Annotated in this window: 14 protein-coding genes; 9 read left to right on the forward strand and 5 right to left on the reverse strand. The window is 68.7% G+C overall.

Going from position 1 to position 12801, the window contains the following annotated elements; genetic code table 11:
- Nucleotides 1–263: 263 nt before the first annotated feature.
- Nucleotides 264–2093 carry a chromosomal replication initiator protein DnaA gene (gene dnaA / locus OIE74_RS18865; RefSeq protein WP_329384984.1) on the reverse strand — a complete coding sequence of 610 codons (1830 nt, stop codon included), beginning with the start codon at nucleotides 2091–2093 and terminating at the stop codon, nucleotides 264–266.
- A gap of 360 nt (nucleotides 2094–2453) precedes the next feature.
- Between dnaA and rpmH the strand changes: the two genes are divergently transcribed.
- The 9 genes from rpmH (at nucleotide 2454) to OIE74_RS18910 (ending at nucleotide 9445) form a co-directional block, all read left to right on the forward strand.
- Nucleotides 2454–2591, forward strand: coding sequence for a 50S ribosomal protein L34 (gene rpmH, locus OIE74_RS18870; RefSeq protein WP_014047156.1), 138 nt, complete (start codon nucleotides 2454–2456; stop codon nucleotides 2589–2591).
- Between the two features lie 18 nt (nucleotides 2592–2609).
- Entirely contained in the window at nucleotides 2610–2981 is a 372-nt protein-coding gene (gene rnpA, locus OIE74_RS18875) for a ribonuclease P protein component (RefSeq protein ID WP_329384986.1), read from the forward strand.
- The gene (yidD, locus tag OIE74_RS18880) at nucleotides 2978–3343 is read left to right on the forward strand and encodes a membrane protein insertion efficiency factor YidD (protein WP_329384988.1); all 366 of its coding nucleotides are present in this window, start codon (nucleotides 2978–2980) and stop codon (nucleotides 3341–3343) included. Before rnpA ends, yidD begins: the two co-directional genes overlap by 4 nt.
- A gap of 3 nt (nucleotides 3344–3346) precedes the next feature.
- Entirely contained in the window at nucleotides 3347–4618 is a 1272-nt protein-coding gene (gene yidC / locus OIE74_RS18885; RefSeq protein ID WP_329384990.1) for a membrane protein insertase YidC, read from the forward strand.
- 49 nt (nucleotides 4619–4667) lie between these two features.
- Nucleotides 4668–5180, forward strand: a complete 513-nt coding sequence (locus tag OIE74_RS18890; RefSeq protein WP_329384992.1) for a Jag family protein — start codon at nucleotides 4668–4670, stop codon at nucleotides 5178–5180.
- 110 nt (nucleotides 5181–5290) lie between these two features.
- Nucleotides 5291–6007 (forward strand): 16S rRNA (guanine(527)-N(7))-methyltransferase RsmG, encoded by a 717-nt coding sequence (rsmG, locus tag OIE74_RS18895; protein ID WP_329384994.1) that lies wholly within the window; start codon nucleotides 5291–5293, stop codon nucleotides 6005–6007.
- A 274-nt stretch (nucleotides 6008–6281) separates the two neighbouring features.
- Complete coding sequence (locus OIE74_RS18900; RefSeq protein WP_329384996.1) at nucleotides 6282–7358, forward strand: ParA family protein; 1077 nt, start codon at nucleotides 6282–6284, stop codon at nucleotides 7356–7358.
- Complete coding sequence (locus OIE74_RS18905; protein WP_329384998.1) at nucleotides 7355–8524, forward strand: ParB/RepB/Spo0J family partition protein; 1170 nt, start codon at nucleotides 7355–7357, stop codon at nucleotides 8522–8524. The genes OIE74_RS18900 and OIE74_RS18905 overlap by 4 nt, the downstream gene beginning before the upstream one ends.
- A 303-nt stretch (nucleotides 8525–8827) precedes the next feature.
- Nucleotides 8828–9445: a GNAT family N-acetyltransferase gene (locus OIE74_RS18910; RefSeq protein ID WP_329385000.1), complete on the forward strand. Its 618-nt coding sequence runs from the start codon at nucleotides 8828–8830 to the stop codon at nucleotides 9443–9445.
- A 91-nt stretch (nucleotides 9446–9536) separates the two neighbouring features.
- Here the strand turns inward: OIE74_RS18910 and trxA are convergent, their stop codons facing one another.
- The 4 genes from trxA to sigM all read right to left on the reverse strand — a co-directional run bounded on the left by trxA (nucleotide 9537) and on the right by sigM (nucleotide 12783).
- The gene (gene trxA, locus OIE74_RS18915; protein ID WP_329385002.1) at nucleotides 9537–9866 is read right to left on the reverse strand and encodes a thioredoxin; all 330 of its coding nucleotides are present in this window, start codon (nucleotides 9864–9866) and stop codon (nucleotides 9537–9539) included.
- A gap of 43 nt (nucleotides 9867–9909) precedes the next feature.
- Entirely contained in the window at nucleotides 9910–10884 is a 975-nt protein-coding gene (trxB, locus tag OIE74_RS18920) for a thioredoxin-disulfide reductase (RefSeq protein ID WP_329385004.1), read from the reverse strand.
- 124 nt (nucleotides 10885–11008) lie between these two features.
- Nucleotides 11009–12025, reverse strand: a complete 1017-nt coding sequence (locus OIE74_RS18925; protein WP_329385006.1) for a hypothetical protein — start codon at nucleotides 12023–12025, stop codon at nucleotides 11009–11011.
- Nucleotides 12022–12783: an RNA polymerase sigma factor SigM gene (gene sigM, locus OIE74_RS18930; protein ID WP_443076159.1), complete on the reverse strand. Its 762-nt coding sequence runs from the start codon at nucleotides 12781–12783 to the stop codon at nucleotides 12022–12024. Before sigM ends, OIE74_RS18925 begins: the two co-directional genes overlap by 4 nt.
- Nucleotides 12784–12801: the final 18 nt, after the last annotated feature.

The following is a 12801-nucleotide window of genomic DNA, read 5'->3' on the forward strand; positions in this document are numbered from 1 at the left end:
GACCTGGCATGATCCACTTCCGGCCGGCCGGCCTGTGGACGCAGTCTGGACAACTTATCGATCCCCAGGGTGTGGACGGGAGATCGGGCCGATTTCTGTGGAGAAGCCGCCCTCGGCGACCCGTATTCGAACAGCCGTTGAGCGTGTGTCATGTACCGGCGGCCCTCCGGACATGACGAAGGGCGCCCCGGGAGGTGTCCCGGAGCGCCCTGGAAGTGCCTCGAAGCGTCTTCGAAGCGGCCGCCGACGCGCGGCCGGCTCGGTCAGCCGTTCTTGATGCGGTTGGTGAGTTCGGTGACCTGGTTGTAGATGGAGCGCCGCTCGGCCATCAGCGCGCGGATCTTCCGGTCGGCGTGCATCACCGTCGTGTGGTCGCGGTTGCCGAACTGCGCGCCGATCTTGGGCAGCGACAGATCCGTCAGCTCACGGCAGAGGTACATCGCGATCTGCCGCGCCGTCACCAGCACCCGGCTGCGGGACGAGCCGCAGAGGTCCTCCACGGTCAGCCCGAAGTAGTCGGCAGTCGCCGCCATGATGGCGCCCGCGGTGATGTCGGGGGCCAGGTCCTCGCCCCCGGGGATGAGGTCCTTGAGCACGATCTCGGTCAGCCCGAGATCCACCGGCTGGCGGTTGAGCGAGGCGAACGCCGTGACCCGGATCAGCGCGCCCTCCAGTTCGCGGATGTTGCGCGAGATCCGCGAGGCGATGAACTCCAGCACCTCGGGCGGTGCGTTCAGCTGCTCCTGTACGGCCTTCTTACGGAGGATCGCGATACGCGTCTCCAGCTCCGGCGGCTGCACATCGGTCGTGAGGCCCCACTCGAAGCGGTTGCGCAGCCGGTCCTCCAGGGTGATCAGCTGCTTGGGCGGCCGGTCCGAGGACAGCACGATCTGCTTGTTCGCGTTGTGGAGCGTGTTGAAGGTGTGGAAGAACTCCTCCTGCGTCGACTCCTTGCTCGCCAGGAACTGGATGTCGTCGACGAGCAGGATGTCGACGTCCCGGTAGCGCTTGCGGAAGGTGTCGCCCTTGCCGTCCCGGATGGAGTTGATGAACTCGTTCGTGAACTCCTCCGAGCTCACGTACCGCACCCGCGTACCGGGATAGAGGCTGCGCGCGTAGTGCCCGATGGCGTGCAGCAGGTGCGTCTTGCCGAGTCCGGACTCGCCGTAGATGAAGAGCGGGTTGTACGCCTTGGCCGGTGCCTCGGCGACGGCGACGGCCGCCGCGTGCGCGAACCGGTTGGACGCCCCGATGACGAAGGTGTCGAAGAGGTACTTGGGGTTGAGTCGCGCGTGCGGCTCCCCCGGTCCCGGCGGCGGCGAGGCCTGCGCGCCGAGCGGCCCGGTGACCCCGCCCCGGCCGCCGTGCCGCGACTGCTGGGTGTCCAGGTCGTGCCGCTCCGGGCGCTGCTGGTCGTAGGGCCGGCCCTCCGGTGGCTGCGGCGGCCGGTAGTCGTGCTGGGGCTGCTGCGGCCTCCCGCTCGCGTACGGGTCACGGTCCTGGAAGCCGAGCCGCTGCTGCTGCCAGGACAGGTCCTCCTGCGTCCGGGGCCAGGAGCCGGGTTCGGGGCGCTGCTGCTGGTAGTCGGGGTACGCGGGGCGGGCCGTCGGCATGTCGTCGTCGGAGGGGCGGCGGCCGTAGGGGTGGTAGCCGCCCTCGGAGCGCGGGTCGTCGTGCCGGGAGTCGTCCGGCCGCAGCTCGTCGTGGCGCATGTCGTCGTGCCGCATGTCGCCATGGCGCGGACCGTGGAGGTCGCGGCCGTCGTCGTGCCGCTCGTTCTGGTAACGGTTCTGCTGCTGCGGCAGCGGCAGCGGATCACCGGCCGAGTCGTCGACGGTGATCGCGATCCGGATCGGCCGGCCGCATTCGCGGCTCAGGGTCTCGCTGATGAGCGGGGCGAGGCGGCCTTCGAGCACGCGCTTGCCCCACTCGTTGGGCACGGCCAGCAGTGCGGTGTCGGCGACCAGGGCGAGCGGCTGGCAGCGCTCGATCCACTGTTTGTCCTTGGGCTCGACTCCCTGCTGGCCCTCCCTGAGGAGCTGCTCCAGCACTCGTGGCCACACTGCGGCAAGATCGGCAGGTACGTCAGCCACAGGGCACGCTCTCTCGCAGGTCCCACGAATATGTGGTTCTCGGGACGGGGTGGGAAGACCGGCGGAAAAGAATCCGGAGTTCGGCCACGGTAGTCAGGGCACCCACGTGGTTCAAGTTGTTGTCCACAGGCTGTGCATAATGGAACGTGACGGCTGGCTGGTTTGACCGTATGGCGTAGCCGCGCGTACCGTGACCAGGTCGAGTTGTCGATGGCTGCTGCCGCCTGCCTCCGATGGGCAAGGATCACGATCTGTGGTTGTGAAGCGGTGCACTCGGGCGTTATCGCGAGCTACTCGTGGGCGCACGGTGACAGCCAGGCGATGTCCCGCCCTTCCGATCATCATTTCTGGAGCCCTCGAGTGAGCAAGCGCACCTTCCAGCCGAACAACCGTCGTCGTGCCAAGACCCACGGCTTCCGGCTCCGTATGCGCACCCGTGCCGGCCGCGCGATTCTCGCGAACCGCCGTGGCAAGGGTCGCGCCAACCTGTCCGCCTGATCGCCACCAGGTTATGACGTGCTGCCTACCGAGAATCGGCTGAGGCGGCGCGAGGATTTCGCGACCGCGGTACGCCGGGGACGCCGGGCCGGACGCCCGCTTCTTGTCGTACATCTACGTAGCGGTACTACGGGCCCGCACGCGCCGGGGGAGAGCGATCCCCCGACGCGGGCGGGTTTCGTCGTAAGCAAAGCCGTGGGCGGGGCCGTCGTACGGACGCGGGTGAAGCGCAAGCTTCGTCACCTCATACGGGATCGGCTGTCCCGGCTGGCCCCCGGTAGCCTGGTTGTCGTACGTGCGCTGCCCGGTGCGGGCGACGCCGACCATGCACAGCTGGCCCGAGACCTGGATGCCGCCTTTGAGCGGCTGCTGGGAGGGGGCGCGCGATGAAGTACCCGCTACTGGCTCTGATCAAGCTGTACCAGTGGACGATCAGCCCTTTGCTGGGGCCCGTCTGCCGGTACTACCCGTCGTGTTCCCACTACGGCTACACGGCCATCGACCGCCATGGCGCAATCAAGGGCACCGGTCTGACGGCCTGGCGCATTCTGCGGTGCAATCCGTGGTCGCCGGGCGGTGTGGACCATGTGCCGCCACGCAAGCGTCCGCGGTGGCATGAACTGCTGCGCAACGCGTGGCGCGGCACCAAGGGCGGGCAATCCGCCGCCGGCGTGCCTTCCGGGGGTTCGGCCTCGGCCCCCGAAACCCCGAGTCCGGCCGCAGAGACCTCGTCCAAAGCTCAAGGAGCCTGATTAGTGGACACGATTGCCAGTTTTTTCAGTTTCATCACCACGCCAGTCTCGTGGGTCATCGTCCAGTTCCACACGGTGTACGGGGCGATCTTCGGCCCTGATACGGGCCTGGCCTGGGGACTGTCCATCGTGTCCCTGGTGATCCTCATCCGGATCTGTCTGATCCCGCTGTTCGTCAAGCAGATCAAGTCGACCCGGAACATGCAGGTCCTTCAGCCCAAGATGAAGGCCATCCAGGAGCGCTACAAGAACGACAAACAGCGCCAGTCCGAAGAGATGATGAAGCTGTACAAGGAGACGGGCACCAACCCGCTCTCCTCGTGTCTTCCCATCCTGGCGCAGTCACCGTTCTTCTTCGCGCTCTACCACGTGCTCTCCAGCATCGCCTCGGGCAAGACGATCGGCGTCATCAACCAGGGGCTGCTCGACAGCGCCCGCCAGGCCCACATCTTCGGCGCCCCGCTGGCCGCCAAGTTCACGGACAGCACCGCGAAGGTCGCCTCCCTGGACGCCTCGCTGACCTCCGTACGTATCGTCACCGCGATCATGATCGTCCTGATGTCGGCGTCGCAGTTCTACACGCAGCGCCAGCTGATGACGAAGAACGTCGACCTCACGGTCAAGACGCCGTACATGCAGCAGCAGAAGATGCTGATGTACATCTTCCCGGTGATCTTCATGGTCATGGGCGTCAACTTCCCCGTCGGTGTCCTCGTCTACTGGCTGACCACCAACGTGTGGACCATGGGCCAGCAGATGTACGTGATCAACCAGAACCCGACTCCGGGCAGCAAGGCCCAGGACCAGTACCTGCAGCGTCTGCTCAAGAGCATCGCCACGCACAACGAGGTCCGCTCCAAGCGCAGGCGCAACATCGTCTCGGCGATCGTGGCCAAGGGGCCCGACCGCAACGACAATGAGCGTAAGTTCATCACCAGCCTTTCGAAGACCGGTCTGGTCGCGCAGGCGGACGGCACGGTGATCAAGGGTGAGGCCCTGCCCGAGGGCGAGTCGCAGGCGCCGAAGCGGCAGCAGCCCAAGCGCCAGCCCAAGTCGAAGCGACAGGCCGGCGGTCAGCAGACCCCGTCCAGGGCTTCGACGGCCAAGCCTTCCGATGACGCCACCGATGAGCCGTCCAAGCCGTCGCTGCAGAAGAAGGACGAGCCGCAGGACAGCAAGCCCAGGCCCCCGGGAAAGAGCGGCAACGGTGCCGCACGGGCCAAGGCCGGGCCGCGCAAGGGCCAGCAGCGGCCCAAGCACCCGAGCAAGAAGTAACCGCACGCCCCGTAGCCCGTAGCCAGCCGTAGTACGAAGGAGTCCATCCGTGTCGGAAGGCACCATCTCAGCCGCCGCCGAGGGCAGCGACACCCTCACCCGTCTTGAGCAGGAAGGCGAGATCGCGGCCGACTATCTCGAAGGTCTGCTCGACATCGCCGACCTCGACGGCGACATCGACATGGACGTCGAGGCCGACCGGGCCGCGGTTTCGATCATCAGCGATGTGAGCGGCCGTGATCTGCAGAAGCTCGTCGGGCGGGACGGCGAGGTACTCGAAGCGCTCCAGGAGCTGACGCGGCTGGCGGTGCACCGGGAGACCGGCGACCGCAGCCGGCTGATGCTGGACATCGGGGGCTTCCGGGCGAAGAAGCGCACGGAGCTCGCCGAGTTGGGTGCCAGGACGGCCGACGAGGTGAAGAGCACCGGTGAGCCGGTGAAGCTGAACCCCATGACGCCCTTCGAGCGCAAGGTCGTGCACGACGCCGTCGCGGCGGCCGGACTGCGCAGCGAGTCCGAGGGCGAGGAGCCGCAGCGCTTCGTCGTTGTGCTCCCCGCCTGAGCGCTCCCCCTGTTCTCGGCCCCGTCTGTCCGCAGACGGGGCCGAACTTTGTCAGCCTGACAGTGACTGTGAGCCACGGTCTGGTGGTTCTGAACGGAAGGACGGTTCCCGTGACGGGGTCAGAAGAGCTTCCCGCCGCGCCGGACGAGGCGAGGACGGTGTTCGGGGACTCCTTCCCGGCGGCCGTCCGGTACGCGGAGCTCCTCGCCGACGCGGGGGTCACCCGCGGTCTCATCGGGCCGCGTGAGGTGCCGCGGCTCTGGGAGCGGCACCTGATGAACTGCGCGGTGCTCTCCGAGGTCGTGCCCGAGGGCGTGAGCGTCTGTGACGTCGGCTCGGGCGCCGGGCTGCCGGGGATCCCGCTGGCGCTCGTACGGCCCGATCTGCGGATCACGCTGCTGGAGCCGCTGCTGCGGCGGACGAACTTCCTCCAGGAAGTCGTCGAGCTGCTGGGTCTGGACCATGTGACGGTCGTACGGGGGCGGGCCGAGGAGGTGCTCGGATCGCTCCAGCCCGTCCATGTGGTGACGGCGCGCGCCGTGGCGCCGCTGGACCGGCTGGCCGGCTGGGGCGTACCGCTGCTGCGCCCGTACGGAGAGATGCTGGCCCTCAAGGGGGACACGGCCGACGAGGAGCTGAAGAACGCCCGGTCGGCGCTGAGCAAGCTCGGGGTGATCGACTCCTCGGTGCTGCGGGTCGGCGAGGGGCTGGTGGATCCGCCGGCCACGGTAGTGCGCGCGGAGGTCGGGGAGAGTCCCGGTGGGGTCAGGTTCGCCGCGAAGCGTGCCAAGGCGGCCCGAGCGGACCGGGTGCGCCGTCGTCGGTAGGGCCGCCTCCGGCCCGTGGTGAGTGCCCCCGCCCGTGATGCTCCATCGAAGGCCCCAAGACCATCCACTGCGGAGTGTCGTGACGATCTAGCCCTGCGGCGAGTGCATCGTGTTTCACGTGAAACGTCGCTCACTGCTGCAGGGCATCATCGATCGAGGCCGCGCCGCTCCCACTTCGCGGGGCAGGAAACCCCTCGTAAGGGGTACCGGGTTGGCCAAAGATGTGGATTCATCCACAGAACCACGGGCCTCGCTGGTTCCCGACCCCGAAAGCATGGCAGGCTCTCCTCATTGCGAGCCTGAAGTCGAGGAGAGTGAATCCTTGCGGTCCGACGCCAACATCGCGGGACCGATGACCGATCCGGTCCCCGGCCCCCGTTCCGAGTCGTCGGGCGGCGATGTTTCACGTGAAACATCGCCGCCCCCGATGGACGACACCCCCATCGGTCGTGCTGCCCAGCTGGCCGTGGAGGCACTGGGCCGCGCCGGTGAAGGCCTGCCACGTCCCGAGCAGACGCGGGTCATGGTCGTCGCCAACCAGAAGGGTGGCGTCGGCAAGACCACCACCACGGTCAACCTCGCCGCCTCGCTCGCGCTCCACGGCGCGCGCGTCCTCGTGGTCGACCTCGATCCCCAGGGCAACGCCTCCACGGCGCTCGGGATCGACCACCACGCCGAAGTCCCCTCGATCTACGACGTCTTGGTGGAGAGCAAGCCGCTCTCCGAGGTGGTCCAGCCCGTCGTGGACGTCGAAGGTCTCTTCTGTGCGCCCGCCACGATCGACCTCGCCGGTGCGGAGATCGAGCTGGTGTCGCTGGTCGCGCGGGAGAGCCGGCTCCAGCGGGCGATCGAGGCGTACGAGCAGCCGCTGGACTACATCCTCATCGACTGCCCGCCGTCGCTCGGCCTGTTGACCGTCAACGCGCTGGTCGCCGGCGCCGAGGTGCTGATCCCGATCCAGTGCGAGTACTACGCGCTCGAAGGACTGGGGCAGTTGATCCGGAATGTGGACCTGGTGCGGGCGCATCTGAACCCCGCGCTGCATGTGTCCACGATCCTGCTCACCATGTACGACGGCAGGACCCGGCTCGCCTCCCAGGTGGCCGACGAGGTCCGCAGCCACTTCGGTGAGGAGGTGCTGCGGACGAGCATCCCGCGGTCGGTACGTATCTCGGAGGCGCCGAGCTACGGGCAGACGGTACTGACTTATGATCCGGGTTCCAGCGGCTCGCTGTCGTACCTCGAAGCCGCTCGTGAAATCGCCCTGCGTGGGGTCGGCATGAGCTACGACGCCAAGCACGCCCACGCGATCGGCACCAGTCAGCAGAGCATTTCGGAGGGGACGCAGTGAGCGACCGACGTAGGGGTTTGGGGCGTGGGCTCAATGCGCTGATCCCCGCCGCTCCGCAGGAGAAGCAGGGAGCCTCTTCCGGGGAGGCGGCCTCCTCGGGACAGACACCCGTCCTGACGGCGGAGCGGGGTGTCGCGGCGGCCAAGGTGACGACCCTGCCGCAGGCGCCAGCGCCGGCGACGGCGGAGATTCCCGCACAGGAGACACCGGCCTCGGCCGAGGTGACCGCGCCGGAAGGCGTGTACTTCGCCGAAGTACCGATGGACTACATCACGCCCAACCCCCGGCAGCCCCGGGAGGTGTTCGATGAGGACGCGCTCGCCGAGCTGGTCACCTCGATCAAGGAGGTCGGACTCCTCCAGCCGATCGTCGTACGGCAGTTGGGCCCGGAGCGCTTCGAGCTCATCATGGGCGAGCGGCGTTGGCGGGCCTGCCGGGAAGCCGGCCTGGAGCGTATTCCGGCGATCGTCCGCGCCACCGAGGACGAGAAGCTGCTGCTGGACGCGCTGCTGGAGAATCTGCACCGCGCGCAGCTCAACCCGCTGGAAGAGGCCGCGGCCTACGACCAGTTGCTCAAGGACTTCCACTGCACGCACGATCAGCTGGCCGACCGGATCGGGCGTTCGCGTCCGCAGGTCTCCAACACGCTGCGGCTGCTGCGGCTCTCGCTGCCTGTGCAGCGCAGGGTCGCCGCAGGAGTGCTCTCCGCCGGTCACGCCAGGGCGCTGCTCTCGGTGGACGACTCCGACGAGCAGGACCGGCTGGCTCATCGCATCGTGGCCGAGGGGCTCTCCGTACGCGCCGTCGAGGAGATCGTGACCCTGATGGGCTCACGGCCGAAGAACGCGCCCCGGGCGAAGGGCCCCCGGGCCGGCGCCCTGCCGTCGCCCGCGCTCAACGATCTCGCCTCCCGGCTGTCGGACCGCTTCGAGACCCGGGTGAAGGTCGACCTCGGTCAGAAGAAGGGGAAGATCACCGTCGAGTTCGCCTCGCTGGTCGATCTGGAGCGCATCCTCGGCACTCTCGCCCCCGGTGAGGGGCGCGTCCTGGAAGGGGGACTCGCCGACGAGGAGGCGGACGACACCGAGGGCGCCGAAGGCATCGAGGGCACCGACCGGTCGAACGTGTCGGACCGGTCGAACGGCCTGGAGCCCGACGAGAACTGACGCCCCCGCACCGCCATCAGGGCGGGCCTTGTCCGATGCGTACCGGGACACGGCCCGCCCTTTGCCGTCCCCCGGTGTGCGGCGCACCTCTGGGTGGATACGATGCGTTCTGGTATGGCGCATCCACCTTGATCCACCTCAGAGGAAGGGCGGGGCCATGCAATTGGTGAGCCGCAGCCAACTGGTGTCAGCTGGACTCGGCCTGGGGATCGTGGGCGGCTTCGTCGGCAGCCTGATTCGGGAGCACAGTGCGCTGACCGCGGCTCGTGACGCGGCAGGCGTAGGAAGTGAGGAACGGCCTCGATGGGGCGTCGGCTCGTACCGCTCACGCTGGACAACCTTCCCGACCTCCCCCAGCGATGCAGGGAGTGCGTCTTCTGGGAGCTTGATCCGGTCAGGGGAGAAGCGGCGGTAAAGGCCGGCAGGGCCCGCGAGGAGAAGGAAGCCTGGATCTCGGCCGTCCTGCTGGAGTGGGGGTCGTGCGGCCGGCTGGCCTATGTGGACGACGTGCCCGTCGGCTTCGTGCTGTACGCGCCTCCGGCGTATGTCCCCCGCGCCACGGCCTTCCCGACGAGTCCGGTCTCCCCCGACGCCGTACAGTTGATGACCGGCTGGATCATGCCGGGTTATCGGGGGCAGGGGCTCGGCCGGGTGATGGTGCAGACCGTCGCGAAGGATCTGCTGCGGCGGGAGTTCAAGGCGATCGAGGCGTTCGGGGACGCGCGCTGGAAGGAACCGGCCTGTGTGCTGCCGGCGGACCATCTGCTGGCCGTGGGGTTCAAGACCGTACGGACGCATCCCGCGCACCCGCGGCTGCGGCTCGAATTGCGGACGACGCTCTCCTGGAAGGAAGACGTCGAGCACGCGCTGGACAGGCTGCTGGGTGCGGTCAAGAAGGACCCGGCGCTCAGACCGCTCTGAAACGAACAGGCCCGCCCCCTCGCAGAGGGGACGGGCCTTGTTTCACGTGAAACATCGCGCGTGGTGCGTGGTTGTGCGTGGTGCCGCGCCCTTAGCCGATGAAGCTCTCCAGGTCGCGCACGATGGCGGCCTTGGGCTTGGCGCCGACGATGGTCTTGGCGACCTCGCCGTTCTGGTAGACGTTCAGCGTCGGGATGGACATGACGCCGTACTTGGCTGCCGTGGCCGGGTTCTCGTCGATGTTGAGCTTGACGACCTCGATCTTGTCTCCGTGCTCGGCCGCGATGGCTTCGAGCGACGGAGCGATCTGGCGGCACGGTCCGCACCAGGCGGCCCAGAAGTCCACCAGTACGGGCTTGTCGCTCTTGAGGACGTCCTCGTCGAACGAGTCGTCGGTCACGTGCTTCAGGTCGCCGGCCACGGCGGCCTCCTTAACTTCGTGGGGTGTGGGTGGGAACTGCTGGTCAGACGGAGGCGGTCTTCTCCGGCTCGGCGGCCTTCTCGCGGTCGCCGAGCGCGGAGAGGAAGCGCTCGGCGTCGAGGGCTGCGGAACATCCGGTGCCCGCGGCGGTGATCGCCTGGCGGTAGGTGTGGTCGACGACGTCGCCGGCGCCGAAGACACCCGTGAGGTTGGTGCGCGTCGAGGGCGCCTCAACCCGGAGGTAGCCCTCGTCATCCAGGTCGAGCTGGCCCTTGAAGAGCTCGGTGCGCGGGTCGTGGCCCACGGCGATGAACAGCCCGGTCACGGGCAGCTGCGACGTCTCACCGGTCTTGGTGTTGCGCAGGGTCAGACCGGAGACCTTCTGGTCACCGTGGATCTCCTCGACCGCGCTGTCCCAGGCGAACCGGATCTTCGGGTCGGCGAAGGCCCGGTCCTGCATGGCCTTGGAGGCCCGCAGGGTGTCACGCCGGTGGACGATCGTGACCGACTTGGCGAACCGGGAGAGGAAGGTCGCCTCTTCCATCGCCGTGTCGCCGCCACCGACGACCGCGATGTCCTGGTCCTTGAAGAAGAACCCGTCACACGTCGCACACCAGGAGACACCGCGTCCGGAGAGGGCGTCCTCGCGGGGCAGCCCGAGCTTGCGGTGCTGAGAGCCGGTCGTGACGATCACGGCCTTGGCGCGGTGGACGGTGCCCGCCGTGTCGGTGACCGTCTTGATCTCTCCGGTGAGGTCGACCGTGATGATGTCGTCCGGGACGAGCTCCGCACCGAACCGCTCCGCCTGCGCCCGCATGTTGTCCATCAGGTCCGGGCCCATGATGCCGTCGCGGAAGCCGGGGAAGTTCTCCACATCGGTGGTGTTCATCAGCGCGCCGCCCGCGGTGACAGCCCCCTCGAACACGAGAGGCCGCAGCGAGGCGCGTGCGGTGTAGAGCGCGGCTGTGTACCCCGCCGGACCGGAGCCGATGATGATCACATTACGGACGTCGCTCACGGGTTTCTTCCTCGTCTCTGCAGACTGCCTGCTACTGCCAACGGGGCGGTTCAGGACTCCCACCCCACCCAACGGATCCTACGGGCCTGGCATTCCCGCGAGGTCCCGGCGGCGCCGGGCGGTGTCAGGGGCGAGGGTAGGTCTGCGTGAGGAGAAGTTCACCCTTGGTGGGAGGGACGACGTCGACGCACGCGGCGTCGACGACATACGCCCGCACCAGGCTGCCGTCGGCGGGATCCGACAGGACGACAAGGAAGGCTTCGGTGCCTTCGTACGTACCCCTCTCGGCGGCCAACGGGGTGTCGGGGCGGCCTATTCCCTGCTGGATGCAGGGCGGCAGCTGGGGCACCAGCTTGGGCGACGCCGTGGTGGAGGGCGCGTTCCTCGTGGACTCCTCGCTGCCGGCGACACGCGGTTCGCCGGTGGCGGGCGTGGACGCGAGCAGTGAGCCGACCCTCTCGCGGATGGCGGTCCCGGAGAACACGTCACCGCCGCCGTCGGCCTGGCTCGATCCCGCGTCGCTCCGGTAGGAGGTCGCGTCCTCGCCCGGGGACGACGTCTGGAACAGCAGAACGCTGACACCGATCGCCGCTGTTCCGAAGACGGCGCCGAGGATCGCACCACGGCGGCGGCGCACCTGCCGGGCGCGGCCGGGGCCGGTGGCCGCCCGTGAGCGTCCGGCGGGGCGGTCCGCCCGTGGAGCGTCGGGGACGGCGGCGCCGGCCCCCGTGGCACCGGGGGTGACGGCGGCGGGGACGGGCGCGGGCTCCCGCTCGGGCTCGGTGCTTTCTGGTGTGTCGGTGGTGCTGTCGTCAGTGTCGTCCGTGCGCGATGTTTCACGTGAAACATCGGCGGTCGCGTCCGCCGCGAGCGGATCCGGCGCGGTCGCGTTCAGCAGCGCCTCGGCGGCCAGAGCGGCGTCGACCCGGGCTGCCACGTCGGCGGGCATGCGCGGGGGGCCGGGCAGCGAGCCCAGCAGTCCGCGGATCTCCTCCAGCGACTCGTACACATCGGCGCAGAGCGAGCAGCCGTCGAGGTGTGCGCGTACTTCGACGCTCCGCGTGGGGGAGAGCAGGCCCTCCGTGAGGTCGGAGATCTCCGAGACGTCCGGGTGCTCGGTCGTGCCGGTCGTGGTTGTCACGCGCGCCCACCTCCTCCCTTCACGGCGGCAGGACCTTGTGGTCCCGCGTCTGGTCCGGTGTCCGGTCCCGCGTCCGGGGCCCTGTCCGGGCCTCTGTTCTGTGGTCCCGGCTCCGATGGGACGGATGTCCCCGGCGTCCGGTTCCTTTGGGGGCCAAGACCGCCTCTCGCGCCGGTGCCGCCGTCGCTCTCCCGCAGATGGGCGAGCATCGGCAGGAGTCTGGCCCTGCCGCGCGCGCAACGGCTCTTTATCGTGCCGACGGGCACGTCCAGGACTTGCGCGGCCTCGGCCACGGGATACCCCTGCATGTCGACGAGGACCAGGGCGGCCCGCTGATCGGCGGGCAGCTTGGCGAGAGCGACGAGAAGCTGGCGGTGGAGGTCCTGGCGCTCGGCCGGGGCCTCGGCCGACTCGTGCGGTTCGAGGAGCTGCTCCAGGCGGTCCGTGTCGTCCACGGGCGATGTCTTGCGGGAAGCGGCTTTCCTCGCCCGGTCGAGACAGGCGTTGACGGTGATGCGGTGCAGCCATGTCGTGACGGCGGACTGGCCGCGGAAGGTGTGGGCGGCGCGGAAGGCGGACACGAGCGCGTCCTGCACGGCGTCGGCGGCTTCCTCGCGGTCCCCGAGCGTGCGCAGCGCCACCGCCCAGAGGCGGTCGCGATGGCGTCGTACGAGCTCACCGAAGGCGTCGGGATCTCCCTCGACATGACGTGCCAGGAGGTCCTGGTCGTCCACGCCGGCGAGTGTGGCGTCTTCCAACGGTGAGCCCCCTCCCCC

The sequence above is a fragment of the Streptomyces sp. NBC_01716 genome (assembly GCF_036248275.1).
Taxonomy (GTDB): domain Bacteria; phylum Actinomycetota; class Actinomycetes; order Streptomycetales; family Streptomycetaceae; genus Streptomyces.